Raw genomic sequence first — 26,910 nt, 5'->3', positions numbered from 1 at the left:
CAGCGGGTGGGTCTGGATGGGTTACGTACGGTTGATGGTTCGGGCTTCGCCGAGGGTGAGGGTGCCGTCGGCCAGGCCCGCGATCGTCAGGTGGCGGGCCTCGGCGAGGGTGTCGGACTGGGCGCGCAGCAGGCGTTCCCGGCGTTCGGTCTCGGCCAGCAGGGCTTCGAAGCGCAGGACCTCGTCCGGGTCGAGGTCGGGGAGCTGGTAGTCCTCGATACGGCGGGCGGGGCGTACGGCGCTGGGGCTGCGGGCGGTGCCGCGGGCCGCGCCGAGCAGGGCCGCGAGGACCCGAGGAGTGAGCGGACGCGTGGAGTCGGCGTTGACGCGAAGGACCCGGGCCGGGAACGCGACGACCGAGAAGCCGTCGTGGTCGACGTACACGCCGAGGCGGGGCGCGAGGGTGTAGACGACGTCACCGGGCTCGGTGAGCGCCGCCCGTTCATACGCCGTCGCCAGCAGCAGACGGTCGATGCGGCGGTCGCCCACGGTCCGTTCGCCGGTGATCTCCTCGGGACCCAGGACGGTGTGGTGGCCGTCCCGGGTGAGGTGCTTGCCGTCGATACGGTGGCCGGGGAGCCGGGTCACCCTGCGTGCGGTGATCAGTTTGCCGAGGGTGGTGCGCTTGGGCAGGAGACCGACCCTGCGCATTACGGCCCCTCGGTAAGCGCCTCGCTCGTCCTCGTACGCCCGGGTGTCCGCTGTCGCACGCTCCAGGCGGGCCTCAGCCTCGGCGATCAGGGCGGGGCGTTCGGTGACCTTGTCGGACCAGATCGCGGAGGCCGGTGGCGCGGGCGGGGTCAGCGGACCGCCGAAGGCCCGGTCCAGGTCGGCGACGGGGACCACACGGCCGTAGCGCGGGTCGTGACCGTCGAGTCCTCGGAAGCCTTCTGCCCGCCAGAGGAGGACGTCCTCGGCGAGCCGCATGCGCACGCCCGGCGTGAGCTGTTCCGAGCTGATGTCGGCCAGTAGGACCAGGCCCTCCGCCTCCCGGACGGGACCGCGTGTGAGCGTCCACAACGCGGGACGGTAGCCGGGGCGGAAGGGAAGGACCCCGCCGGGAAGGGCGATGACCGACTCGACGATGTTCTCGCGCAGGAGAGCCGAGCGGAGCTGGGCGGCCTCCGTGCTCTTCAGTTCGTCGACGAGCGCGTCGGCCGGTCCGAGGACGAGGGCCGTGCAGCCGGGGCGGAGGAGGTAGGCGACGCGTTCGAGCTCCGTCAGGGCGGCTAGTACCGAGCGGTCCTCACCCGGGCGGTACGGGAGCTGAGTGACGACGATGTCCGGGTCCGCGAAGCGTTCCTCCAGGTCGGAGCCGGTCTGCACGTCCAGGTCGAGTTCGCTTACGCCCGCCAGCAGGAAACGGCGGCGGGTGATGCGGGTGAGCCGGTCGTCGAGGTCGGCGGCGAGGACGGTGACGCGATCGCGGTCCTCCGTGTCGTCGAGGAGCGCGGCGAGCAGGTCGCCGGCGCGGGCGTGCGGGTCGGCGAGGGTGAGGGACTCGCCTCGCTCAAGACGGACGCGGAGGTCGGTGAGCTGGGTGAGCAGGCTCCGCAGCTCCGGGGTGACCGCGTCGGCGGCGAGGGAGTCCAGCCCGAGCCGCGAGCGGGCGGCGAGCAGCCACTCGTACGCTCCGCGCTCGTCGTAGGCGGACTCGACCAGGTCCTCGGCGAGCCGGGCGAGCGGGGCCGCCGTGGCGTCGATCGAGCGAAGCTCGCGGAGTACGAAATCGTCCTCGGCGTCGATCCGTTCGGCTCGGTGCAACAGCGTGGACCAGAGGGCCTCGTCGGCCTCGGCGTCGTCGGGCGGGCAGGCGTTCGCGCCGTCGTCGGCCAGTGGACGGCCGCCGAGCCGGCGCAGGCACAGCAGGCTGCCCAGCGTCTCGACCAGCTGCCACGGCGTGAAGCGGTCCCGCAGCGCGATGATGCCGAAAAGGGCCAGCTCGGATTGGAGCTCCTGTGGAGCGGCGTTGCCCAGGCCGGAGGCGATCAGCCAGTCCGTCACCTGTGCGCCGTCGAACAGCGGCCGTCCCGAGTTCTCGGACACGGCGGCGGGGAAGTCCGGGTGGCGTCGGCGCCAGGTGGACACGACAGGGCGCTTCACCTGGGCGAACGTCGCGATGTCGGACATCGATACCAGGAGAGGTAGCGGCCCGGGGGAGCTGAGCGCCGGGTCCGGCAGACCAGTGGTCACGGTGCGCATCCCTCCCCCGCTCATCTATCGTCACATCAGCCGCTTCGGCCATCAGGCCGGGCCTTGTCTTTCGTCACGGCTCCGCTCGCAGCGGATTCTCGCCGACGCAACAAGACGATACGCCGACCCCAGCGGCGCGAGTGCGCCTTCATTTGATAATGACGGTTATCAGACAGGAATGCAGATTCACACCCCATCGGGCTGTCTCATCCGGCTGGGTGATTCACATCCGAAGTGCCGCTGCCTCCCGAGAGATGCGCCAGAATGACGGATCAGTTTTCCCGGCTGGGCAGCGCTGAGGGGGTGGCAGCGGGAGATGGCCGAGCGTGGTCAGTGTCGGCGGCAAGGGGCAGACACCAGAGCTCGTGGACGGACCCAGCTGGAGCCGCCCCGGACTGGACGTCGCCGCGGGCCGTTATCCGCTCTCGGTGGAGCGGCATGTGGGGCGCATGGTCGATCATCTGGTGCCAGGGGTGACCACGTTGACCCCGCATGCGCGTTACTACGCTCTGCACGGGCTGGTCGCGGCGCAAGCCGATGCGGAAGACCTGACGGTCCCGGCCGCCCAGACTCTGCTGCGCCGCGCCGAAGTGGCGTTGGCTGCCGTGTCGTTCGCGCATCATCCGCAGGCTCTGGAGTGGCTGCCGCGTGCTCATGGGGTCGATGCCCTCGCCCGGCGGCTGCACTCCGGGACGGTCACCATGTCCGAAGCTGAGGTCCCGGGCAAGAACGGGTACGTGGGCAACTCGTGGGGGTTCTGGGGACCGTACGCCGGATCCGAGGTCGCGCTCGGCATCCTCGGTGCGGGCCCGATGCCGGTTCCCGGACCGCGGCTGGATGCTGCGGCACTACGAGCCGGGCTGGACGGGCTGCTCGAACTGGCCGCCGAGGACACGCTGAACGTGGATGATCTCGCCTCTTGCGGGGACCGGCTGTGCGTGTGCGTGGGCGGCGAGCATCCTGACGGGGCGTGGCTGGCGAACCTCATGTGCGAGCCCGGTGCACCGGCCGAAGCGGGCTCCCGTTCGGCGACGCGACGCCAGGTGATTCAGCTTCTGGCTCGTGTGGTCGCCACACATCCCGTCCGATACTTCACCCGCGACATCGGCCAGGTGCTCGCTTTCGGCGACTTCCTGACCACTGATCCCGTGACCAGCGGCATCGACGCGGCCGGCGCCTGGCGCGGAGTGGTGCTGCGGAACTACTCCGTCGGAGCCTGGCGCCGCCTGTGGTCCTGGCTCGTGGAACAGGTCGACGGGCTGGTGCCGATCGAGGAAGTGGCCGACCGCTTTGCCGCGGAACTGCCCGACATGACGGTGGACGCGTTCCTGTCCTCCCTGCCTGCGACACAGAGCACGGCCGGAACGCCGTTGCCCGCCGAGCACGACCTGCGGTGGGCGGGTGATCCCTTGCCTGTCGCCGAGTTGCGGGTGCTCGCCGCCAGTGCCCGTCGAGTGGACGAACTCACCGGTCGGGTCCGGGACGCGTTCCTCGGCCAGCGCGGTGTCGAGCTCGGCCCGGAATGGGTCCAGCGGCGGCTTGACGAAGCTCGGCGCATGAAACTGCGCGACGTCGCCCTCCGACTCACCTACGACCTGGTGGCGCGGTCGCAGCGGATCGCGCTGGCCAAGGCCCGCCGACGTGCTGACGGCACGCTGTGGTTACCGACCCGGCTGCACGAACGGGGCGGGCTGCTGTACCGGACGAGCCAGGAGGGGCGCGGTGACGTCGGGCTACGGCTGGACCAGCTCGGGACCGTCCTGGCCACCTGCGGCGTGCTGCACTACGACGACCAGCACTGGTCGGTGACCAGTAGCGGGAGGGCTCTCGTTGACTGAGACCGCGCCGGCACCGGGAGTGGTGGAGCCACCAACCGTGTTCGCCTCTCCGCTGACCCTCATCCTCGACGAGGAGCGCGCGGGCGGGCGGAACCTGGAGGAAGCGCTCTTCCTCAGCTTCACCGCCGATCTCGGCTTCTTCGAGGAGGTCGCCCTCGGCGTCACTCAGGCCACCGGCGCACGCGTCACGGTGGCGGGAGACGTCTCCATGGCCCGGAACGATCCCCGCTCCGTCCGGCGGGCCGGCCGGAGCTACCTCGCCGGTCTGGCATACGCCCACGGTGCCGCGTTCCATCCCAAGCTGATCGTCCTCGCCGGACCCGAACACGCCATCATCGCCCTCGGCTCCGGCAACACCACGCTGGCCGGGTGGCAGGCCAACGCTGAACTGTGGACGGTTCTGCGGGTGGACGGCGAGCAGAGTCCCACCGTGGTTCCGGAGCTGTCGGCATGGCTGCGCGACCTCCCGGAAAGGGTGAGATTCTCCGCCGGAGTGCCACAGGCGCTGGGTCGGGTCGCAGCGCTACTGGACCGGCTCCACCGCGACAGGACACCTGCGGCGTCACAGGTCCGCGTCGTCAGCAGTCTGCGTTCGTCGATCATCGATCAGCTGCCGCAGGGGCCTGTCGATGAACTGGCCGTGTTCGCGCCCTTCTACGACCGGCGCTCGATGGCACTGCGGCGGCTGCTCGAACGGTTCCGGCCAAGCCGGTTCACCCTCGCCTACCAGCCCGGGCTCAGCGATCTCGACGGTCCGTCGGTCGCCGCCCTGGTGAAGGAATACGACGGACGCGTCATCAGCGACAACGACCAGCGGTACCGCCACGGGAAACTCGTCGAGTGGGTCTCCGAGGGGCAGCGGTGGGCCCTGACCGGCAGCCCGAACCTCTCCGCCGCGGCCCTGCTGCTTTCTCAAGGCGACGGCGGTAACTGCGAACTCGGCATCGTCACCCCCATCCCCGCCACCCTCCTTCCGGATGGCACCGACGAGCCCGCCGCCCGGCTGAACACGGTCCCGCCCCTTCCCCGCCCCATCGCCGGCAGTGGGCCACTGCTGCTCGGTGCCCTACGCGTACCGGACGGCCTGGAGATCAGCGTGGCCCGGCCTCTCTCCGACGCCGCTCACCTGGAGTTGTCTCAGGCCGCAGCACCGCCGGAGGCATGGGAGCGCATCGCCGACATCCCGCCCGGCCAGGCCACACTGACGGTGACGGCTCCGGCGGATGCGGGCAGCCGTGTGCGCCTGGTCGTAGTCGACAGCGACGGCGTACCAAGCTTCGGCAACATCGTGTTCGTCGTCGACCCTGACCGCGCCCTGCGCCGAATGACCCCGACCCAGTCTCAGGCCCCCACGACACGGCCTCCCGACCTGTTCGCGGATCCCCGGCTCGCCGAACGATTCCTGGGCGACCTGGAAACCCTCCGAACGGGACTGACCCCCACCCCAGCGGGCGTATCCGCGAGCAGCAGCACTGGCGGTGCGGCCGCGACGGCTCCGTTGGACGCCGACGAGGAAGGCTGGGAGCGCTATCTGGACGAATGCGCCGGACGCGTCGGACATCCGCTCACGCGCTTCGCGCTGGGGCTCCCCCTGCCCACCGACATCAGCACGCCCTTTCAGGACCTGCTGCCCGTTTCCTGGGACGAACGGTTCACCGACGACATCGAAGCCGCCCTCGACGATGACGACGCCGAGACCATGGCGGCAGAGTACGACCCCGAGACAGCCGGTGCCGAAGCGAGCGGCACCGCCACCCTGCCCGACCTCCGGCAGGCCGACCAGGAAGTCCGCCGTAGATACCGGCGCTGGGTGGAGCGCCTCGTCGCCCTCGCTCCCCACCTGGGTCCTCCCGAGCGCATGCTCGTCGTCCGGCTGACCCTGTGGACCGTCGCGGCCGGCGCTTGGCCTCCGGCACACACCGACTGGCTCCCGCTGCTCTCCCGGGCCGTCCGCGCACTGAACCGAAACGATCTTCCCGAGCGGATCGAGCCCCAGGTCGGTAGCCTCGCCGCAGTCGCCCTCGCCGTGCTCCGCAGCCACGCTCCGCGCTACGAGATCACACCGGAGACCATCGCCTTCAACGAAGCCTCCCAGGCAGTCGGCCACCTGCTTCCCGCAGTGGACTCTGCGTACGTCGGGGAGTACACGGCGCTGCTCGACACAGCCTTCGGCCCGGCCGTCGACCAAGCCGCCGTGCTCGATGTCGCGTCGGACGTCGTCCAGGACGATCCCCTCGCCGACGCTGTATGGTCCCTCGCCGAGAAAGGGCGCGACGTACATCGCCACGGACGACTCCTGCTCCATGTCACCGGCCGCTTCAGCACCCCCGCGCTGGTGGCACTCGAAGCAGTCGGCGCCGCCGAGGACGCGCCCCTGGTCGGGGCCTGGGCCGACTCGGGCTCGGACTCCGGCGGAGCCTGGGCGCTCGTCGTCTGGCGTCGGCCCGACCTCATCGTGGTCGATGCCCGCCGGCCGATTCCCCTCTGGCGGCATTACCGGCTCACCGGACTTGTGGGCCCCCGAGCTCTCGCCGCACAGCGCAGCTTCGAATCCGCTGCCTCCGTACCCCACGGCCCCCGCAACCAGCCATTCGAACTGGCTCACCAAGTCCTGTCGGATCTCGGCCTGGTCGGACCCCAACCACCGCAATGTGAGCCATAGCCCGGGGAGTTTCTACATGTCCATCGCGGAAGATCCGCGTCACGGACACTCAATCACCGCGCACTCACGATCAGTCAAGGCCAAGGTACACGCGGCATCGACAACAGTATGTATGTCGATGCCGCGGCTCAACAACGGCACCGCCCGCGTTCAAATTCCGGCGTGCAAGTGGGCCGCCCAGAGGTAGGGGGACTTGGGATAGCGATCACGGACCTTGCGCACAGTGTGGTGCAGAGCACAGGCTGCTGAATCCGTGTCGAGGCCACCATGCTGGTCGGAGATCCCGCCGAGCTCAGCATAAAAATCAGCTGCCATATGCGAGGCCACCTCGTCATTTATCTCCCAGAGGGTGCCGATGACGTGGGGAAAACCCGCGAGCTGAAAGGCCGACGTGAGATGGATGGCCTCGTCGATCAGCTCCACGGATTCCATGAACGCTGTTCGGCACGCTGACAGGTAGGCCAGTTGGGCCGAGTCCATCCTCATTTCTGCAAGGCTCGCCACCGTGAGCGGATCACGTTCGTGGTCGTGCAGAAGCAGCAGGCTCTGGGACGGGTCGTCGGGGTCGTGGGCACCGTGGCACGCGAAATGAACGATCCCGGAATCGGAGAGGGCCTTCAGGACCCGAGCCTTGGTCGGTCGTGTCTCCGGCCCGGAGACGGTCATGCCGTCAGCTTCTGCACCCGGCGCCATGAGGAGCGTCGGCTCGGGCAGCAGGCCGCACAGCAGTGCGGCTTCTTCCGAGACGTGGTCCAGGCGGCCTTGAACGCCCGGAGTTGTGGGCATGGCCACGATCAGTGACCGGCTCACGGACAGCGCGGAGGTGTGACGACGGCGCGCGTGGTGCAGTGCGCGGATAGTGGTGGTGTACGAGGAGACGACACGGTCCATGACTGTCGGCGGTTCCCCCTCTCTCAAGTCCACCCGGAGCGGCTCGGAGTGATGGCCGGCAGCATGCAGAGGTAGCAGCGAGAGAAGCCCGCCAGGCGCCCACCAGACGCGGGGCCACGACTGTCCGGGAGCGGACTCACCAGTGAAACCAAGGCTGCGCAGGACCGGTTCGGCCGCCGCGTCCCACAGCCACTCCAAGACAGCGTGAAGCGTCGCTTGCGCCTCCTTTCGCGTGAGGGGCGACATGCGCGGATCCGCAACAGTTGCCAAAGCCCTATGGAAGGTCTGTATCTGGTCGATGACGAGGTCGTACGTGAGGTCGGGCAGGTTCACGGACTCGATTCCATCGGACGTCAACAGCAGTGCGTCGCTGCGGTAGTGGCTGACGTTGAAGCTCACCACCGGGCCGGAGGTGGCTTGTGCCAGGAGCTCACTGACGGCGGGGGGACGAGCGAAGCTGGCGAATCCGTCCTGCGCTCGGATGTTGCCCAACGTGGCCTGAAGTTGGTCGGCGCGGCTGCGTCGTTGCTCCTCGGCATCGACCGCACGTACGGCGGCGTTGACTTGTCCCTCGGGCTCCGTGAGGGGAGCCAATTCCATCGGCCGGTCCAGCTCGTCCCGAAGTACCTCGAAGCGATGGGCCAGGTCGGGATGGCGCTCGCGAAGCTCTGCGAGGTCGCTCCGCATGTCCAGTGCCTGGCTGTGGAGAACGCCGCGGCCCGTCTCAAGCAATTGCAGCGCCCGCACGGCCCGGTCGGTGGGTGTTCCCTCGTGAGAAGCCAGAGCCAGTGCCGCGGCATCTCCGGCCAGCCCGGACCACTTGCCCATGGCGTGCTGTTGGTCGCCACGGCCCAGCCGACGATCAGCTACCTCGGGCAGCAGGCGTACGGCCCCGGCCAGAAGATCGGCCGCAAGATCGGGGTCCTCCCGTCCGACCAGTGAGGCTGCCGCCTGAGCTGCCCGAATTCGCATTGACGGTCTGGTCCAGTCGGCTCGCGAGCCTTCCAGATGTGCGGCCAGAGCGCGATCGAAGTCGTGCCATGAGCCAGTCCGCTCATACCGGCTGTGCAGGGCTGTCCCGAGGTTGAGCAGGTAGTTAGATCTTTCCGGATGTTCGGCGGACGTAGTGTCGAGCGCGGCCTCGCATGCTGCCACCGCCTCGTCCAGGTCCACTGCGGATCCGGTCTCCCTGGATCTGACGGACAGTACGGCTCCCAGCGCGGACAGGTATCGCGGGCGCTCTGGGTAGTGGCTCGGGACATCGGCGGCGGCGTCCCGTCCTGCCTCGATCGCGGCATCCAGGTCCTCGAACCCCCCGGTTTGTTGGAACCGCGCGTGCAGTGTGGCGGACAGATTCGCGAGGAAGCGCGGACGGTCGGGACTGGCGGAATCTGTGATCGCGAGGGCCTCGCGATTGCTTTGGATCGCCTCATCGAGATCCGGTGTGTACTCGTTTCGTTCATAACGTTCCATCAGTGCGATGCCGAGATTGGACAGCATTCCTGCCAGGACAGAGTGGCCAGGTGGTGCTGCCCCCACAGCGTCGTGTGCGAACTCGATCGCGGCATCCAGGTCCGACAGCGCCCCGGTGTGCTTGTACCGCGTCCACAGCATCAGTCCGACGTTGGACAGACGGGTCGGGCGATCGGCGTGACCGACTGCTGTGGCCTGCGCGGAAGCACGGCTGGCGCTGAGCGCCTCGTCCAGGTCGGCCATATGACCATTGAGCTCGAAGCGCTGCCACAGAGAAATGCCCAGGTTGTTAAGAACCGCGTTGACCTCGGTTTGTTGCGGGGCGATTTCTTGGGAGGCAGCCCGGTTCATCTCAAGCGCCGTATCGAGGTCAGACCTGTCCCCGCCAAGGCGGTACCGCGCTAGGAGAGCTTGCCCCAGGCCGGAGAGGCGAAGTCCCCGTGTCCGGTGACCCAGCGGGGTCATCTCCAGAGCTCCCCGGAACGCGTTAATGGCACGGCCCAGGTGATCTGTTTCCCCAGTGCGCTTGAATCGGGTCAGCGCGGTACTGCCGAGCCCAGCCAGGAATGTGGCGCGCCTAGGATGTTCCTCGGGGGCAGCCTCGACAGCGGCCTGGCAGCACTCGATCGCGTTCTCCAGATCGGCCGGGACGCCGGTGCTTTCGTATCGGTCTTGCCAAGCGATACCCAGGTTGTAGAGAACTCCCGCCTTGTCGTGGTCCTCGACACAGAAGTCTGACGCTTCCTGGAAAGCTTCTATCGCCGCGTCCAGGTCCGACAGGATGCCTCTCTCGGTGAACCGGGTCTTCAGCGCGGTGCCCAGATTATTGAGCCCGCCAGCCCGGTCGACAGAAGGGCTCACCGCCGCTTGGACTGCCAGCCGGCCAGTCTCGATTGCATTGTCCAGGTCCGCCGCCATACCTGCATGAGTGAAACGCTCCATCAGCACACCTGACAGGTTGACCAGCATGACCGACCGGTTCAGGTGCCCCGTTGCCGTACTTTCCACCGCCCCCCACGCCGCGTCGATCGCCGCGTCCAGATCCGCCGGTTCGCCACCCATGTCGAAATGGGTTTTCAGAATGACGGCAAGATTGGACAGCGTTTCCGCGTGCTCGCTTTCTCCACGGGGAATAGCGGCCGCGATGCGCCGCAGGAGATCGGTCATTCTTGCACGCAGCGCCGGGCTCGGCGAAGCGTCCATCCCTTGCAGGATCCTCCAGACGAAACCAAGCGCGTGCTGGGCCACATCTGGAAGGAGTTCGTCTGGCAGATCCTCCTCATCTGCGCCGAACACGAAACAGGGCGTGAACTTCGCGACGGCTTCCTCTCTGTCCCGCTGCCCAGCCCCTTCGGGAAGTGCCCGGTACCTGAAGGCGTGCAACCAACCGAGGACGTAATGACCTTCCAGGTCGGACTCGCCGTTTCGGAGTATTGCGGCAAGTTGGCGGGCCTCGACCAGTGCTTCCGGCTCCAGCACCACACCAAGGTCCTGTTCACGGGCCAGCCGTTCGAGCCGCAACCCCACTACGGCAATCCGCTGCTCCAGTTCGTGTTCCCTTGCGAAGTCCTGCTCGCGCCCATGCATGAACCGTCCTGTCACTTCCCGGTCTCCGGTAGGTCTGATTGCTGCACTGTCCAGGTCTGCCGAGGCGAGCCTCTGAATGCGAGGGAGCTCACGAAGCCGACTCCGTCGTTGGCGCCAGGCTGCTCAGCCGTCGCATGACCGCGCCACCGAGTGGAGGGCCCATTGGCTGTTCCTCGATGCGCAGCTTGTCGGCCAGGTCCGTCAGGTGAAGGCGCACGGATGCCTCCAGCAGCGTGGCGTAGGTGTCCGAGGCAGTACGGAGGCGACGTGCCGAAATGACCACCAGCGTGGCGGCGAGCGGCACCGCGGGCCACCACCACCAGGCCAGAGGCAGATAGAGCAGGGCCCATCCACCGAGGACGGCAGCTCGCGTCAACGCGGCGCGGGCCCTGCCGATCTCGCCGCGTATCTCTTCCGGCAGCACGAGCCAGAGGTGTGGCCAGAGGATGAGGAGATCGACATGTGCGTCTCGGTCTAGCCGGACCGCGGTGGCGTGGATCCGGTCACCACTCCAGGTCGGCCGTTCAGGCCGCTCCACGGAGATACGTTCGCACCTGTGGGCCGCACGATGACGCTCCCGGGGCCTGGGGCGGTCAGCCGGACGCGGAGCGCGCTCCAGAAGCCGTAGGGCTTCGTACTCCGCCCGTGCCGCGTCCCAGCGACGCTGTCGGCGTGACACGTGACGCTCGGCCAACTCGCCGAACAACCACGGCCATGCGCCCCAGCCGGCAGCCAGAGCCACACGCTCGACAACGGAGCCGAGAGACTGGGCGGCCAGACCAGTGACGGCCGCACCGGCCAGGATGGCAGCGAGCAGCACGACCTGGCCGCCCACCGTGGTCGCCTCGGGAGCCCGGGCAACGTCCGAGATCGCGTGAGTAAGCCGCCCCACGTCCAGCGCGGCGCTCTGCCCGAGGGTGTGTCCGGCTGCGGCGATCGCCAAGTAGAGCGCGCCTGGGAGTACGAGGAGAGTCAGCCACCGCTCGGCCAGCTTCTTGCTGAGTTCACTGAGCAGCCCTCCCACTACGGGAGCCTCTCCCGGATCAGCGCCGTCTCGCCGGGGGCGAACTGGCAGCGTGGCACGTCGTCATCCACTTCATGACCGGACCGACCGATACACAGCTGCAAGGGGCACCGGTACACGACGTCTAAATCAGCAACACCGGCCAGTACGACACTGCGGCCCGTTCCCCCATACACCCCCGACGGGTCACCTGCGCGTCGAACCGCTGCGTGCAAAGCGTCCAGAAGGACAGTGAGCGAGACGTCGTCCGCGGGCGGCCTGCCGACTGCGGCTTCGACAGCACGCAAGGCGGCGTCGTCCTCGTCGAGCAGCGCTGCGAGTTCGTCCCGATGCCCACACACGTACGACAGTGCCTTGGCGATCCTCAGGCCGCCTACTTCCACCTGGCTCGTCATGCAGAACTCCGCCCCCTGCGCCTTGTTGATCCACCAGGCCGCCATTCTTGCTCCAAATGTGCAGGTGCACGCGCGGGTTCGGCCAACTCCCTCGGGCAGAGCAAAGAGGCGCCGAGGTCCTTGAAAGGACGGTTCAGCCGATCTCCTCTGCGCGAGCGATGCGTAGGCGGCGGTGTGCCACGCGCCACGCTGCCGCTGACGGCGTACGGCATCGCGCAAATTCGCCTTCGTGACGCGGCGCGCGGAAGCAACCGTCATGCCGTCCCCTCGCCGCTTGGGAGAAATCTGGGAGAAGATCTTCTCCCAGAGCCCCCGCGAGACCACCCGAGGCCAACCATCACCAACGCGCTGACCTGCAAAGATATCGTCCACAGCAGGTGGTCAACATGATCGACCCTCATTCGGGACGAAGAGGTCGTGGGTTCAAATCCCGCCACCCCGACAGTGAAGTACCAGGTCAGGGGCCTGATCCGCGGAGCGGGTCGGGTCCCTGAGTGGTTTCTGGGGGTGCTCTGGGAGCCGTTTGGGAACCGACTTTCGAAAGTCGGCTCCCACGGGCACCAGTGAGCGGTAAGCGCCCAGTCGGCAACGGCTCCCCGTTGCCTTGGAACCCCACCGACTGTCAGTGGCAGTCCATACCCTGAGATGTGCTTGGCCGCACGCCCCCAGGAGCTCTTATGGAACACGTCTACTACGACCTCGGCAGCCTCAAGAGAGGTTCCACAGTCGTCGTCACCTTGCGCAACCAAGCCAACGTCCAGGTGATGACGCGCAGCGAGTACAGCAAGTACAAGTCGGGGAAGGGTTACCGATACCTGGGTGGTCGCGTCAATCGGTCCCCTCACAGGATCACCATCCCGAGTAACGGACACTGGGTCGCGGCCATCGACCTCGGCGGCCGCACCGGCCGCATCGGCTCATCTGTTGAGGTTCAACCGCCTCCGCGCGCCTTCCTCCCCCCTGCCCGCGAACCGCAAGGCAGCCCGGCCCGCTCCGTCGCAGTCCATGAGCCGGAGGAGCCAGTTGGTGACGTACTTGGGGGCCAGACATGGGATGTCTTCATCTCCCATGCGTCCGAGGACAAAGGAGCCGTTGCACGACCCCTCCGAGACGCACTGACCAAGCTAGGTGTGACTGTCTGGCTCGATGAAGCCCAGATGCGGATCGGCCATAGCCTCCGCCGCAAGATCGATGAAGGGATCCGGGCAAGCCGATTCGGCATCGTCGTACTCTCGGAGCCGTTCTTCGCCAAGGGCTGGACCAACCACGAACTCGACGGACTCGTCACCCGTAACGTGGCTGGCGAACAGTCACTCTTGCCGATCTGGCACGACCTGAGCGCCCATGACGTCCGACGCCACAGCCCTTCTCTCGCGGACAAGGTTGCGATGAGCACCAGCGAATACTCCATCGAGGAGATCGCACAACAGATCGCTGACGTGGTTCGAGAGGATGATGCCGCGTAGCGCGGAGACACCATCGCCAAGTCAGCTGCCAATGCACCCCACTAGAGTGGCATGGCCATGTTCACCGGCGCAGGTCCAACGTGCTCCGGGAGCGCGAGGTGGCCGCCGCGTCCCTGCGAGAGCCACTGGACAAGACGGAGCGTCAACGTGATGGGGGGTCCGGTGGCCAGACGGAGTGGACATGAGGGCAACCGCGCGATTCGGACGGGTTTGAGAGCTGTGTTAGCCGGCGTCACGGGCAGCGTGATCGGCATCGCCGCGTATTCCATCAGTCAGACCGGCGGGCAGCGGTTGTCGATCATCGTCGGTTGCCTAGCCGGTGTGGCCGCAGCATTCGGCCTGGAGCTGTACCGCAGGTCCGTTCAACTGACCGAGGTGCGCCTTGTCCTCCTTGGCAACGAGATGTCGTTCATCACCAAGACGGACATGCGCCAGGCCGCCCAGCGGATGTTCTTCCAAGCTGCCACCCGAGTAGCCACTCGCCCGCTCGAGGAGGGAAGCGGGAACCTGCGCGAGGCCCTGACCTCTCTGAAAACCCTCTTCGACCTCTACCGCGATCCACTAGAGGACCATACTGCTCCGCCTCCCCCTTCCAAGGGGGACTCGGTGTATGAACTGGCCCTGGACGTCATTAACTTTGAGCTGGCTCCGTTCCTAGCCAGGTGGCACACAAGCCTGACGGAGTTCGAGAACAGCCATCCGGACAAAGACGAGTCCGAGTGGCTCCAGAACACCGCGTTTCGCGCGGAACTCCGCCAACTGCAGGACCGCCTTCGGCCGTATGTGATCGGACTGGGAGAGATCGCTGGTATCCGCGATCCGGAACGGCATCTGCGCCCTTCCACCCGTTACACACCGCTTCGTCCTGATGTGCCCCAACAGGACGGGGCAAGGCCCGACCGCAGGAGTGACGCCTAACAGAAGCGCTCTCAGTCGGCGCCATGCGGTTGCCCAGAGCGCAGTCCCGACAGCGACTACGTTCGTCCTGCGGTCGCCCGCGCTGGAAGATCTTGTCGAGCATCTGCAACGGCGAACGGGGGGCCATGGCCAGTCGAGTTTCAATTGCCCCCTCTGCCTGCTCGGTCAGACCGGCAGTGAGGCGTTTGCGCATGCCTGGCGTGACGTGGGCGTAGCGCGCGGAGACAGAGCCGTCGATGTAGCCCATGCGTTCGTCCATGAGGACCTTCTCGGTGCCGAGGTCCTCCATCATCCTCCGGTGCGTGTGGCGGAGGCCGTGGGGTATGAGGCCCTTGGCGATCGGAAGCCAGCTGACGTTCGCCCGAGTAGCAGCGCCTCGGCATCGGGCCGGGATGCCAGGCCGTGGGGAGCAGGTACTCCTCGATGTGGCGCTTGTAGTTCTGCATCGTCTTGGCGGCCAGGTCCTGGGCCGCGTACCAGCGGCTCGCGTACTCGCCGAAGGTCTCCTGACCGAGGCCCGGGTCGCGCCACTGTCCACACCGAACGGTCACCACTTCCGTGTCTGCGGCCTGCTTGGCCTCGCGCTTGGTGGCAAATTTGGCCACGACGCCTCAGAACTCCCCACATGCGCATACGACTTCAAGCCACACACGCCCAAAACGACCGATTGAGTTGTAACTTTCTCTACTGATTCAAGGCGGCTCGCTCCACTCACCGCGTGGCACGCAGCCACTTGCCCACTGAGATTGGGTACGTCGCGCCTAGGCGGCTGGCTCCACGGCTTACGGAGCTACTTTGGCCCGAGCCACGAAGGCGATGGCCCCAATGCCGTGCTCTACCGGGCAGGTCTACAGACTGCCCAACGCGCCGAAGGCTCACCGGGTCATGATCACTCCCGAAAACAGCGTCACTTCAAGGCCGCTCCGCCAGTGCTTGGTCCTCTGGGTAGGGCAGCCTGCGTCTCGCTGTGACAGCCAGAGGGCAGGGTCTTGCTGTCATCGCGATGAAGCACCATGACTGATTGCACCGGAAAGCGGCCTGTGCGTCCCCTCCTACCGCTGCCCTCAGCGCATGGACCTGTACGAGCTGCGCATCGAGAATCTTTTCGATGAATTCACGCATGCCATCCCATTCAACACGATTGACGGCTTGACTCTTCTTCACAGCGCCAATGGAGTTGGCAAGACCACGGTACTGAAGATAATCGACGCTCTTTCAAATCGACGGTTCTCGATGTTGCGGTCAATTCATTTTCCCGGACTCCAGGCCCGCTTCTCCAATGGTGAAACTCTGGCAGTTAAGCGCAACATTGATCAAACACGCGAAAAAACATCTCTCGAATTTCGACTGACTGACGATGAAGATCGCCTTGTTCATCCACCATGGACCCTGGGCCAAAGCGCCATAGACCTCGGAATTCCGAAGACCATGATCGAGGACGTCATTCATGAGCTCAACCAAACGGGAGCGAATGAATGGTTCGACATGGTAACCGGAGAGAACCTTGACCTGAATGGCGTGCTTGATCGCTACGGAGAGCGACTGAGTCAGTATTCCCCCGGACCGTCGCGCGCAAAGAATCCCGACTGGCTTCGGTCCCTGACGGCGAGATTCCCTGTCTTTTTCATTCGAACGGAGCGGTTGACTAGTGGTTCACACGACCGGCCCACAAAATATCGTCCGAATCGTGAGGTTACTGCCTGGTTTTGCGCGACTGGACCCAATCAAGACAGATATCAAGAGGGCGGCGGACGACGACAGTCACCGGCGAGGTCGCGGGCCGTGGGGGGGCTGGTTGTCCTGGTTCTTTCCAGTGCGCCGACGGACGCCACCGTTTGCCGCCGTACGGGTGCCTCGCCTGACCTGCCGACCGAACCTCGTGGACGCTTCCATTCAGCCCTGCGCACAGTTGATGAGTTGTATGCAGCGGCCGGTCTAAGCCGATGGGCGCTATCCGACTCATATCACTCATGTAGCCAAGTGATTCCTCGACGCGACTTCCGTCAATTCACGCTTTCCCGACAACGTCATTCTTCCGAGCACTGCGCCGTCGCGGAAGAGGCGCTCTAGCATCAGGCTCATCCTCGGCGTGCGTAGCGCCGATTACAGTGGACTCGACCGGCAAGACTTCGGGCAACTTTACGTATTCGCTTGACGGTCGTGATACGTCTTTTCGGTGACGCCCCTTGATGCTTTCAGCATCCGTAGGCATGTCATTGATCCCAAGATCCTGCAAAAGAAGATCAAGCATCTCAGAATACTGCGCCGCCCCAGCATTAGCCAAGACTTGCTGAGCCTCAATAATCACCTGCGCCAGGTCAATCTTTGCTCTGAGTTTCATTCTCTCGACAAGCGCCTCCCCTCTTTGCCTTTCCAATTCAGTCTGCAACCGCTCGGCCCTAGCGTCTTCGATGTATTGCTCCGCTTCAGTGAGAAGCTGATCAACGATACGCCCTGTGTCCGCCCGAAGCCTACGACTCTCGGATCCAGCCTTGTCGATAATTTCGTTCGCTTCCGATTCTGCTCGGGCTACTAGTCTGTCAGAGCTGGCCTGAGCCCTCTCCAGCCTAGCTTGTGCCTCAATGCGTGCAGAATGTTCAATATCTTGGGCGGTCGCTCTAGCCTCACCTACCAAGGCTTGCGCCTCTTCCTGAGCTAGCGGAATAGCGCTTCGAGCTTCATTCAGTTGCACATCGACAGAATAGAGTATGACACTCAATTGAGATTCTATATCATTGGCAAAATTTATTCTCTTTTGAGCATCTTCTTGCACTCGCTTCGCCTGAGCGAATGCCGATGCAGGGTCATTAGCGATGACCCGATATCCCTCCAGTTCGACCTTTAGGCTTTCCATTTCCGCAAAGGATTCACTCTGGGCACCGCTACTGCGATCCCATCGTTCTTCGGCTGCAGCGGCGTCCGCGAGACGTCGGGCCCATTCACGAGTGTCACCCTTCAGATATGTCACAAGGTCGATTAGTTGCTCTTTTTCAGGTAGGGCTTTTGCGTTAAAAATCGACGAGTAGGTAGCGAGGGTGTAGCCCACTTTCTCCGCCAAGATCCTGTACGAGGGTGACCCGGCCCTGTTCCGCAGCTCTCGGAGGGCTCGAGCAAACTGCGTACGAGGATGATCGTCATCGGGCAGAGACTTGAGGTTGCGACCAGCCACGGGAGCTCCCATTGTTCAGACGGGCTTCAGCGTGGTGATGATTGTTCAGCTTCCTGCGTCACATTGCCACCAGAATCGCGGAACCGACCCCCAAGGCGACACCCATGGACGATTGTTCGCGATTGTTCGGGCAGTTCACTTGCAGTTTGCTGTGAACAATTCGGTCAGGATCTACTGATGTGGCGCTGCATTAGATCGATGCTCGTGCAGAGCAAAACGGCTCTCCCGGTGCAACGGGAGAGCCGTTCGAGAGTGTCCCAGGTTGGAGAGGAACACATGAAGAGGGTACGGCTTTTTGCGGTTTGGGAGAAGCCGCTTCAGTCTCGTGCGGCGGATCCCGCCGTGCGGCAGAAGCTTGTCATGGGGTTGGCCTGCGCTTCCGTCGGGTTGGCTATCGCCGTGGTTACGGACGTCGGTGCCGGCGCTCAGACTGCCATCGCGCTGGCGTCCCTCTGGCGGGAGGAGAGGAGGACCCGCCCCTTCTAGGGTGCAGGTCAAGCTCATCTGGGCGCTCGAATCCGGCTCGTCTTGAAACCGTGTCAGCCTGGCTCTCTCTGCGCTGCTCGTTGTCCGGGTTCTTGTCCAGTGCGCTGACGGCCGTCACAGTTCACCGCCGTACACGCACCCCGTCTGAGCCGCCCTGCCTCTGAACGGCCACGCGGACAGTTGGAAGGCGTGCCACCTCAAATCGGCGTAGGCGGAGCTGCTTCCTCGGCGACGCGAGTCGCCGAGGAAGCAGAGCTGGGTCCTCTAGTCGCGACCGGAAGCTCTTACTTCAGGTCACTGACGGCCCGTACAGGTGGCGCGGGGTCCGCTGTGATGATGGGTGTTCGCCTGATTAACGGTGTGAGGGCCTGCGACGATGCCAGCATGCCGACGCCTGGAACGCCTCTCCCCGCTGCACTCATCCCCGACTGCACCAAACCGGAAGCTCATCACGCGGCCTACAGAAGCGCCAAGACCAACGACGCGATCTTTGTGTGCATCGCTCGCCAGGGATCGCGCTGGAAGGTGGAGCTTGACGCTATCGCCAGCAGTGGGCCCACCATCCCGGACCAGGCAGTGGCAGTCCTGCAGTCCGCGGTTGAAGCGTTGGTATCTGCTGGCACGGTGACGCAGGCCAACATTGCACCTGACTACATCTCCATTTGGGCGATCGAGAGTGAGCAGAAAGCACGCGAAATCGCGGCTGCGTTCCATGCCGCCATGCAGGGACTCCGACAGCTATACATCGCCGTTCCAGTCCCGCGCAGAAGGGCCTAGCCTCCGAGGCTCGCGGTGCCTCGCGCCAAAGCGGGCGGGGTGGCCAGCGGACCACGGATCTGCGGACCCCACGCCAGCTCCTGGATTGCGCGCACTGAGCGTGAGCGCCGCCTTGGAGAAATCCTGGAGATGATCTTACGTCGGGACTCCTAAGGCGCCGACGGAGACCGGTGCTTCCCGACGCCCTGACCTGCACAATTGACCTAGAGCACAGGTAGACGACCTTCCAGGTCCTGCTTCGAGACGAAGAGGTCGTGGGTTCAAATCCCGTCACCCCGGCAGAGAAGCACCAGGTCAGGGGCCTGATCCGCAGTGCAGGTCGGGCCTCTGAGTGGTTTATGGGGGCGTTCTGGGAGCCGTTTGGGAGCCGAGTTCCGATACGGGGCCTACGAGCACTGCCAAGGAGTTGTACAGGGCGGGCGAAGAGCGCCCAGCCGGCAAGGGCTTCCCCCTTGCCTTAGACATCCCTCCGATTGTCGGTGTCTGCGCCCTTCGGGCCGTTCCACGCAGTCCCGTCTTACGGTGCCCCAGCAGGACGGGGCAAGACCCGGACCGCAGGAATGACGCCCGGCAAGTCGTACAGCAGGCGCGATGACATATGAAGACAAGATGACGATCTTCGTGGCGCAGGCGCTTCGCGGGCCAGTCCCGGACGGCGAAGCTCCGAAGTAGCGCTCTTGGCAGGCGTCATGCCCTTTCCTAGAACGCGACCCCGCTGCGACTACCTTCGTTCCTGGCGCTGTTGTGTACCGTCGGCGACCCTGAGCCCTCTCGTGCTTTGTCGCCGGTCAAGCCGCTACTACCTTCAGTGCGGCTTCCGTTGCTGTCAGTACCGTTTGGGACTGGTGTTGCACCTGGTGGGGTATCGGTACTCGGCGTAGGTGTAGGGACCTTTTGAAGTCTGTGGACCAGGTGGTGAGGAGTTCGTTCAGGGCGTGGTGCAGGTCGGGGGACGCCGGGTCGGTCGTTGACTTCAGTAGGTGCTGGAGAAGTCCCGCCGCGCGGAGTGGTTGGCGGCGGGCCACGATGTCCAGGGCGCAGATCTGGGCTGTCGTCAGTGGGTGTGACGCGTTGGTGGCGAGTGGCTGCCAGGATTCGGCCACCAGGTCGTACAGCCCCTCGGCCATCCACTCCAGCACGCGTCTGCGCGGGCTGTCCTGAGGCTGGGGCAGGAAGGCGCGGGCCTTGTCCAGGATCGCGGTCACCTGCCGGCCGCCGTCGAGTACCAGGGCGGACAGGTCGCGCAGGGCGGCGGCGGGTTCCGGGTGCGGGGTCAGGTCGTCGGCCATGTCGGTGGTCCACAGCGGCACTTCGATGATCGCCGTCACGCCGCCGTACCGCGGAGGGGCGCACCAGGTGGAAAGCCCGATGTTCTCGGACCCGGCCGCCAGGCGGTCGGTGAGGTCCGGGGGAGGCAGGATGTAGACCCCGGGGCTGGGGCTCTCCCAGTACAAGGCGTCGAACGTGCCGTGCTGCACGGGGATGCCGTTCTCCGCGGCGGACGTGTGGAAAGGCACGGCGAGTTCGGGCAGGTCGCGGGTCAACTGGACCCAGGTGCCGCCCGCTTCGACGCTGTGCAGGGAGCACTGGAGGAACGGCCGCAGTTCGTCGATCACGTCGAACAGTGCCTGGCTCTCCGGGAGTTGCCGCGAGACGATCGGTGCCCACTCCGGCTGTTCCGCCGCTACGGGACGGTAGGCGGAACGGTAATAGCCTTCCAGGGTGTGGCCGGTACCGGCCGTCGCTTCTTCGATTCCCTGGCTCAGTGCGGCCCCGTCCGGGTCCAGGCACAGGACGATGTTCCAGGTGACGGTGGTGGGGTCGGTCGCCGGGGACAGTCCGTCGCCGTGTGCCACTCGCTCCGCCAGAGCCATCGCGGTCGCGGCGCCCACCGGCTCATCGGGGTGCGGGCGGGCGACCACCAGGACGTGGCGCGGGCCGTGTCCCACCGAGAGCATCTGGATCGGGCGTCCCCCGCGGGATGTCCCGATCCGGCGCAGGCGGCAGGTTCCCGGGAACCGGGAGACCAACTTCCGTGCCGAATCGGTGACTTCCGCAACCGTGGGATAGCGGTGCGTCATCCGCAACTGATCAACCGCCGCCGTTGCCACCGCTGTCGCCGGTGGTCTCCTTCTTGTCCAGCGGACGGATCTGGATCTTGTTCGCCATGTCATCTCCTCCCGTTGACGGCTGTGTGTGCCGTGGTGCGAGGTGCCCTTGTCAGGGTTTGCCTCTCCGGTGACGTTTGTCAATGTCCGTTCTTGTCCGGGAAGTTGGGGCTGACGAGATTGGCGCGAAGGTGACGGTGGTGCGCGCGCCCCGGGAACCTTGTCCGGTCAGCCGCCGTCGCGGGGCCGTGGTGTGCCGTGGTGTGCCGTGGTTCCGAGGTGCACTTGCCAGGGTTTGATTCTCGGGTGACCCTTGCCAATGTCCGTTTTTGTGAGGGAAGTTGGGGCGACCAGAGGGGCGCGAAGGTGATGGTGCCCGCGATGCGGCTGCCTCGGATCAAGCCGGAACACCGGGCCTATCGGACCGTCGACGGTCACGTGAGAATCGGGAGCGTCGTTCACGGCATCGGTTCCGAGGTCAAGGATCCCGACGGCTGGGTGTGGACGCTGGTCGAGGCCATGGACGGTACGCGGAGCGCCGCGGACATCGTCGCCGTGGTGTCCCGTAGCCACCCGGAACTGCGGCTGCCCGAACCGGACATCGTCCAGGCCATGACGGATCTGGCCATGGCCGGGTACGTGGAGGACGCCGGTGCCGCGCCGCCGGCGGAGCTGTCCGAGCGGGAGCGCGAGCGGTACAGCAGGGGCATGACCCTGCTGCGCTGGATGGATCTGAGACCCAGAGAGAGCGCCTGGGAACCGCAGCTGCGCCTGCGTCGTGCCCGGGTCCTGCTGGTCGGCGTCGGCGGTACGGGCGGAGCCGCCGCGCGGGACCTGGTGGCCTCCGGCGTGGGGCGGCTGCACTGCGTCGAACCGGATGTCGTCGAACTGTCCAATCTCAACCGGCAGACCCTCTTCCGCGAGAGCGACCTCGGTACGCCCAAGCTCGACGCGGCGCTCTCGGCGTTACGCGCCCTGAACTCGGACACGACCGTCACCGGCGAGCGCCGCGTCGTACGCGGTCCCGCGGACCTCGAAGACCTGCTGACCGGCGCCGCCGGAGACGGCTCGGGGTACGACGTCCTCCTGATGGCCGCCGACCGTCCCCCCGTGATCCGCGGATGGGCCAATCAGGTCTGCCTGGCCTCCGGCACGCCGTGGGCCGAAGCCGGATACCGCGGACCGCTGGTGAGCGTCGGGGTCTTCACACCCGGCCGGGGCGCGTGCTGGGAGTGTCTGCGCAGCACCGAGTCCGAGCGGCGCGATCTGCGGCTCGCGCCCGGCCAGGACGAGGAGGTCGCCTCACCCCGCATGCCGTGGAATCCGGTCAACGCCGTGACCGCGGGTCTGTCGGGAAGTCTGCTGGCCCATGCCGCTCTCATACTGCTGTGCGGGATCCCGGAGATCGAGCCCGGATGCCGGTTCGGCCTCAACCTCATGGTGCCCGGCGACCCGATCGCGCAACGCTCGGAGCGACGCCCCGACTGCCCCGCGTGCCGAGCGGAACCGGCACCGGCACCGGCACCGGCACCGGCGGTGAACCCGGAACCGGACGTGGACCCGGCACCGCAGGACCTCCCGTGACGGACACCGCCGCCGAGAACCACCCCCGTATCGAACCCTCGACCCGCGTCCTGCTCCGCGACCTCGGCGTACGCCCTGACCGGGACGAGTGGATCGTGGGCCGGATGTCCACCCGTACCTTCGTCGCCGTCCCCGCGGCCGGCGCACGCGCGGTGGAACTCCTGGGCGAGGGGCACAGCGTGGCCCGCACGGGGGAGATTCTGCGTGCCGAGACCGGTGAGGAACTCGACATCACGGACTTCGTCAGGGATCTGGCCGCGCTGGGGTTCGTGGCACGGATCGGGGACTGCCCGGTTCCGGACGCCGAACCGCCGCGCGCGACCCTTCCGCGGCTGCGCCCCCGCCATGTCCGGTACGCCCTGCATCCGGCACTTCCCGTACTCGTCGGGGTGCTGTTGGCGGCTGCCGTCATCGCCCTGTTCCGCCGTCCCGAGCTGGTACCGGGCTATCGCGATCTGCTGTGGAGCCCGCACGGCAGCCTGGTCCTGGTCACCGGCGCGGCGGCGGGGTGGACGCTGTTGCTGGCCCATGAGCTGGCGCACCTGGTCACCGCACGCGCCGCGGGCGTGCCGGCGAACATGCGGCTGGGCACCCGGCTCCAGTTCCTCGTCATGCAGACCGACATCAGCGGCATCGAACTCGCGCCCCGCCGCCACCGGTTGACGGCCTACCTGGCCGGTATCGCCCTCAATCTGGCCGTCGCGTCGTCCCTGGTCCTGGTCCTCGCCGTGACGGACACCGGGACGACGGCCCACCGGATGCTGGCCGCGGCCCTGCTCCTGGCCCTGATGCCCTTGCCCTTCCAATGCATGGTGTTCACCCGTACGGACCTGTACTTCGTCCTCCAGGACCTCACCGGCTGCCGGGATCTGTACGGCGACGGTCTCGCGTACGCCCGTTACGTGTTCCGGCGGGTGGTGCGATGGCCGCGCCGCGCGGGAACGACCAAGGCCGTCGACCCGAGCACCCGGTTGCCCGCGCACGAGCGTAGAGCCGTTCGTCTCTACAGCGTTGTCCTCGTGGTCGGCACGGTGGTCTGCCTGATGTTCCTGGCCGCTGTCACGCTTCCCGCCGACGTCACGTTGCTGGTCCGCGCGGCCCGGGGACTGGGGCCGGACCACGGCCTCGCGGCCAACGCCGACGCGGTGGCGGTGCTGGTCATTCTGGGCGGAGTGAACATCCTGTGGCTGGTCACCCGCTGGCGTAACCGCCGGTCACGCAGGTCTGCGCGAAGGGCCTGAGCGAGGGGCCTGAGCGAGGGGCCAGTAAGCCCGTGTCCGTGGCCTGGTGACCGCTGTCCCTGCTGCCCCGCCCGCACCTTACGGGCGGCGGCCTTCATGCCGGAACAGCAGGTTCTGGAGGGCCAGTTGGTGGCCATGACGCTGGACGGACTGACCGGTTCCTGACCGGTTCCCGGCCGGCTGCCCCGTCCGGCTCTGGCCAACCGCGCGGTCCGTTGGGACGATCACGGACGAGCAGCCCTGACAGAGCGGCGGTCAAGGAGAGCCCCGATGAAGGCCATCGTCCAGGACGCGTACGGATCAGCCGACCGGCTGCACCTGCGGGACATCGACCCGCCGGTCCCCCGCGACGACGAGGTACTCGTCAGGGTGCGGGCAGCCGGCATGGACCCGAGCGTCTGGCACCTCATGACCGGACGGCCGTACTTCGCCCGCCTCAATCCGCAGATCGGTCTGCGCAAGCCCGCCCGCCGCGTGCGGGGATGGGACGCCGCCGGGGTCGTGGAGACGGTCGGGACGGGGGTGACCTCCTTCAAGCCGGGGGACGAGGTGTTCGGCCAGTGCGAGGGTTCCTTCGCCGAGTACACGTGCGGCAAGGCCGAACAACTCGCCCCCAAACCGCCGGGCCTCACCTTCGAGCAGGCCGCCGCCCTCCCCGTCTCCGCCGTGACCGCCCTCCAGGGACTGGACATCGCCCGCCCCGGCCCCGGCCAGGAGGTCCTCGTCATCGGCGCCTCCGGCGGAGTGGGCACCTACGCCGTCCAGCTCGCCGTCCACTACGGCGCCCGCGTCACCGGCGTCTGCGGACCCACCGGAGGCGACCTCGTCCGCTCGCTCGGCGCCGACGACGTCATCGACTACACGCGGGAGGACATCGCCGACCGGCCCGTCCGCTACGACTTCGTCCTCGACACCGCGGGCAACCGCTCCCTCTCCCGCGTGCGCCGCGTCCTCACCCCACGCGGCACCGCCGTCTTCGTCGGCGGCGAAGACAGCGGCCCAGTGTTCGGCGGTACGGACCGGTGGGTGCGCGGCCTGGTGCTGTCCGCCTTCGTCGGGCAGAAACTCCGCCCGGTGATCGCGGCCACTCGGCGGCAGGATCTGCTGACGCTCACGGAACTCGCTGAGGCCGGTGCGCTCAAGCCGGTGGTCGACCGCACCTATCCGCTGGCCGAAGTCGCCACGGCGGTACGCCACTTGGAGTCGGGGCACCCCCGGGGCAAGCTGGTCATCACCGTCTGAACCCGGGGGAGGATGAGCCGGGTGCCTGATGGGCCGGCGCGAGTCGGCCGACATTCCCTGAGGGCACGGTGCGACGTGGTGCGTCGGGTGTCGCACCGTGCCCAGTCGCGTCGGCGGGACCGGTCAGAGTCGCGACAGTTCGGTCACCAGGTCGTCCAGGCCCAGGGAGCCCTGGGAGAGGGCCGCCATGTGCCATGCCTTCGGGTCGAAGGCGTCGCCGTGGCGCTTGCGGGCGTTCTCCCGGCCCAGCAGCCAGGCCCGCTCACCGAGCTTGTAGCCGATCGCCTGGCCGGGCATCGTCAGATACCGGGTCAGCTCGTTCTCCACGTAGGCCGCCGGACGGCTGCTGTGCGCGCCGAAGAACTCCTGCGCCAGCTCCAGTGTCCACCGCTCGCCCGGGTGGAACGGGGAGTCCGCCGGTATCTCCAGCTCCAGGTGCATGCCGATGTCCACGATGACCCGGACGGACCGCATCATCTGCGCGCCAAGGTAGCCGAGCCGCTGCTCCGCGTCCTTGAGGAAGCCCAGCTCGTCCATCAGCCGTTCCGCGTACAGCGCCCAGCCCTCGGCGTTGGCGCTGACCATGCCGATGGTGGCCTGGTAGCGGGAGAGGTCCTCCGCGACGTGTGCCCACTGGCCGAGCTGGAGATGGTGGCCGGGGACGCCTTCGTGGTACCAGGTGGAAACCAGGTCGTAGATCGGGAAGCGGGTCCTGCCCCTCGTCGGCAGCCAGGTGCGGCCGGGGCGGGAGAAGTCCTCCGACGGCGACGTGTAGTAGGGCGACGGCGCGGTGCCGGGCGGGGCGATGCACGCCTCCACCCGCCGTACTCGTTCGGCGAGTTCGAAGTGCGTGCCGTCCAGTTGCTCGATCGCCTCGTCCATCAGGCCCTGCAACCAGTCGCGGGCCTCGTCGACGCCCTCGATGTGCTTGCCGTGCTCGTCGAGGTGGGCCAGCGCCACCCAGGGTGTCTCGGCGCCCGGCAGGATCTTCTCGGCCTCCGTCTGCATCTCGGCGAGCAGCCGGTGGTACTCGGTCCAGCCGTACGCGTACGCCTCGTCCAGGTCCAGGTCCGTACCGTTGTAGAAGCGCGACCAGCGGGCGTAACGTTCGCGGCCCACCGGGTTCGGGGCGCCCTTGACGGCCGGCGCGTACACGTCGCGCATCCAGTCCCGCAGCTCCTTCACGGCGGCGGTGGCGCCCCGGGCGGCCTCGTCCAGCTCCGGGCGCAGGGCGTCGGGACCGTCGGCGGCGAAGTCCTCGAACCAGCCGCGTCCCTCGCCCGTGTCCGCCCACTCGCCGAGCTGCACGACGAAAGCGGCCGTCGGACGCGGAGCCGCGTGCAGTTCGCGCTCCAGCCCCAGGGCCAGGGACTCGCGGTAGCCCGCGAACGCCGCGGGCACCGCGCGCAGTCGTTCGGCGATCCGCGCCCAGTCCTCGTCCGTCTGCGTCGGCGTCATGGTGAAGATCTGGCGCACCCAGTACGCGACGGTGGCCATGTTGCCGACCGAGCGCAGGCCCTCCTCGGCCTCGTGCACGGCGAGTTCGGCGGTGAGGCGCTCGCGCAGCAGCCGGGCGCAGCGCCGCTCCACGTCGCTGTCCCCGCCGGGCCGGCGCTCCGCCTCGTCCAGCCGGACGAGCGTGGCCCGCGCCAGCGCCGCGAGGGCCACCTGCCCCGAGGGTGATAAATCGGGCAGACGGCTGGAACTCTCCTGCACGCCGAGCACCGTTCCGGTGACCGGGTCAAGGGCGATGAGCTCGTCGACATAGGCGTCGGCGACCTCGCGGGGCAGCGGGTTCTTGGTCTCGGACATGCGGCCATCCTCATACGGGTACCGGTGTCGCGTCAGCCGCTTGG

16 protein-coding genes and 1 pseudogene are annotated in these 26,910 nt (G+C 66.9%); 9 read left to right on the top strand and 8 right to left on the bottom strand.

Annotation, left to right across the window (positions count from 1 at the left end; genetic code table 11):
• Positions 1-21 precede the first annotated feature (21 nt).
• Positions 22-2,130: a hypothetical protein gene (locus tag ACFVT5_RS25505; protein ID WP_389892368.1), complete on the bottom strand. Its 2,109-nt coding sequence runs from the start codon at positions 2,128-2,130 to the stop codon at positions 22-24.
• A gap of 428 nt (positions 2,131-2,558) precedes the next feature.
• Here ACFVT5_RS25505 and ACFVT5_RS25500 point away from each other — a divergent pair, with 428 nt between their 5' ends.
• Both ACFVT5_RS25500 and ACFVT5_RS25495 read left to right on the top strand, forming a co-directional pair.
• On the top strand, positions 2,559-4,031 hold the full coding sequence (locus tag ACFVT5_RS25500) for a hypothetical protein (RefSeq protein ID WP_389892365.1): 1,473 nt from the start codon (positions 2,559-2,561) through the stop codon (positions 4,029-4,031).
• A gap of 37 nt (positions 4,032-4,068) precedes the next feature.
• Positions 4,069-6,693 carry a hypothetical protein gene (locus ACFVT5_RS25495; RefSeq protein WP_389892362.1) on the top strand — a complete coding sequence of 875 codons (2,625 nt, stop codon included), beginning with the start codon at positions 4,069-4,071 and terminating at the stop codon, positions 6,691-6,693.
• Positions 6,694-6,843: 150 nt separating this feature from the next.
• Here the strand turns inward: ACFVT5_RS25495 and ACFVT5_RS25490 are convergent, their stop codons facing one another.
• The 3 genes from ACFVT5_RS25490 to ACFVT5_RS25480 all read right to left on the bottom strand — a co-directional run bounded on the left by ACFVT5_RS25490 (position 6,844) and on the right by ACFVT5_RS25480 (position 12,108).
• A complete protein-coding gene (locus ACFVT5_RS25490) occupies positions 6,844-10,644 on the bottom strand; it encodes a CHAT domain-containing protein (RefSeq protein WP_389892359.1) in 3,801 nt (1,266 codons plus the stop codon).
• 88 nt (positions 10,645-10,732) lie between these two features.
• On the bottom strand, positions 10,733-11,668 hold the full coding sequence (locus ACFVT5_RS25485) for a hypothetical protein (protein ID WP_389892357.1): 936 nt from the start codon (positions 11,666-11,668) through the stop codon (positions 10,733-10,735).
• Positions 11,668-12,108: a hypothetical protein gene (locus ACFVT5_RS25480; protein ID WP_389892355.1), complete on the bottom strand. Its 441-nt coding sequence runs from the start codon at positions 12,106-12,108 to the stop codon at positions 11,668-11,670. Before ACFVT5_RS25480 ends, ACFVT5_RS25485 begins: the two co-directional genes overlap by 1 nt.
• 632 nt (positions 12,109-12,740) lie before the next feature.
• On the opposite strand from ACFVT5_RS25480, the gene ACFVT5_RS25475 reads away from it, so the two are divergent.
• Positions 12,741-13,529, top strand: a complete 789-nt coding sequence (locus ACFVT5_RS25475) for a DUF1883 domain-containing protein (RefSeq protein ID WP_389892352.1) — start codon at positions 12,741-12,743, stop codon at positions 13,527-13,529.
• A gap of 243 nt (positions 13,530-13,772) precedes the next feature.
• Positions 13,773-14,447, top strand: a complete 675-nt coding sequence (locus ACFVT5_RS25470; RefSeq protein WP_389893016.1) for a hypothetical protein — start codon at positions 13,773-13,775, stop codon at positions 14,445-14,447.
• Positions 14,448-14,529: 82 nt separating this feature from the next.
• On the opposite strand, the pseudogene ACFVT5_RS25465 reads toward ACFVT5_RS25470, so the two are convergent.
• Positions 14,530-14,907: pseudogene (locus tag ACFVT5_RS25465) on the bottom strand (LacI family transcriptional regulator); the annotation flags it as partial.
• A 611-nt stretch (positions 14,908-15,518) separates the two neighbouring features.
• Here ACFVT5_RS25465 and ACFVT5_RS25460 point away from each other — a divergent pair.
• The gene (locus ACFVT5_RS25460) at positions 15,519-16,517 is read left to right on the top strand and encodes an ATP-binding protein (protein ID WP_389892349.1); all 999 of its coding nucleotides are present in this window, start codon (positions 15,519-15,521) and stop codon (positions 16,515-16,517) included.
• On the opposite strand, the gene ACFVT5_RS25455 is transcribed toward ACFVT5_RS25460, so the two are convergent.
• Positions 16,456-17,628 (bottom strand): helix-turn-helix domain-containing protein, encoded by a 1,173-nt coding sequence (locus tag ACFVT5_RS25455; RefSeq protein WP_389892347.1) that lies wholly within the window; start codon positions 17,626-17,628, stop codon positions 16,456-16,458. The two genes, ACFVT5_RS25460 and ACFVT5_RS25455, sit on opposite strands and share 62 nt — an antisense overlap.
• Positions 17,629-18,486: 858 nt before the next feature.
• Here ACFVT5_RS25455 and ACFVT5_RS25450 point away from each other — a divergent pair.
• The gene (locus ACFVT5_RS25450) at positions 18,487-18,879 is read left to right on the top strand and encodes a hypothetical protein (protein ID WP_389892344.1); all 393 of its coding nucleotides are present in this window, start codon (positions 18,487-18,489) and stop codon (positions 18,877-18,879) included.
• Between the two features lie 788 nt (positions 18,880-19,667).
• Here ACFVT5_RS25450 and ACFVT5_RS25445 read toward each other — a convergent pair.
• Positions 19,668-20,960, bottom strand: coding sequence for a M14 family zinc carboxypeptidase (locus ACFVT5_RS25445; RefSeq protein WP_389892342.1), 1,293 nt, complete (start codon positions 20,958-20,960; stop codon positions 19,668-19,670).
• Between the two features lie 396 nt (positions 20,961-21,356).
• Between ACFVT5_RS25445 and ACFVT5_RS25440 the strand changes: the two genes are divergently transcribed.
• From ACFVT5_RS25440 to ACFVT5_RS25430, 3 genes are all read left to right on the top strand, one after another.
• Positions 21,357-22,571, top strand: coding sequence for a ThiF family adenylyltransferase (locus tag ACFVT5_RS25440; protein WP_389892965.1), 1,215 nt, complete (start codon positions 21,357-21,359; stop codon positions 22,569-22,571).
• A complete protein-coding gene (locus ACFVT5_RS25435; protein WP_389892339.1) occupies positions 22,568-23,812 on the top strand; it encodes a hypothetical protein in 1,245 nt (414 codons plus the stop codon). Before ACFVT5_RS25440 ends, ACFVT5_RS25435 begins: the two co-directional genes overlap by 4 nt.
• A 270-nt stretch (positions 23,813-24,082) precedes the next feature.
• Positions 24,083-25,054: an NAD(P)-dependent alcohol dehydrogenase gene (locus ACFVT5_RS25430; protein ID WP_389892336.1), complete on the top strand. Its 972-nt coding sequence runs from the start codon at positions 24,083-24,085 to the stop codon at positions 25,052-25,054.
• 123 nt (positions 25,055-25,177) lie between these two features.
• Here ACFVT5_RS25430 and ACFVT5_RS25425 read toward each other — a convergent pair whose 3' ends face one another.
• Positions 25,178-26,866 (bottom strand): DUF885 domain-containing protein, encoded by a 1,689-nt coding sequence (locus tag ACFVT5_RS25425; protein WP_389892333.1) that lies wholly within the window; start codon positions 26,864-26,866, stop codon positions 25,178-25,180.
• Positions 26,867-26,910: the final 44 nt, after the last annotated feature.

Source organism: Streptomyces sp. NPDC058001 (assembly GCF_042886315.1).
Lineage (GTDB): Bacteria > Actinomycetota > Actinomycetes > Streptomycetales > Streptomycetaceae > Streptomyces.
The sequence above is the reverse complement of the archived record's forward strand: the minus strand, read 5'-3'. Positions and strand labels throughout refer to the sequence as shown.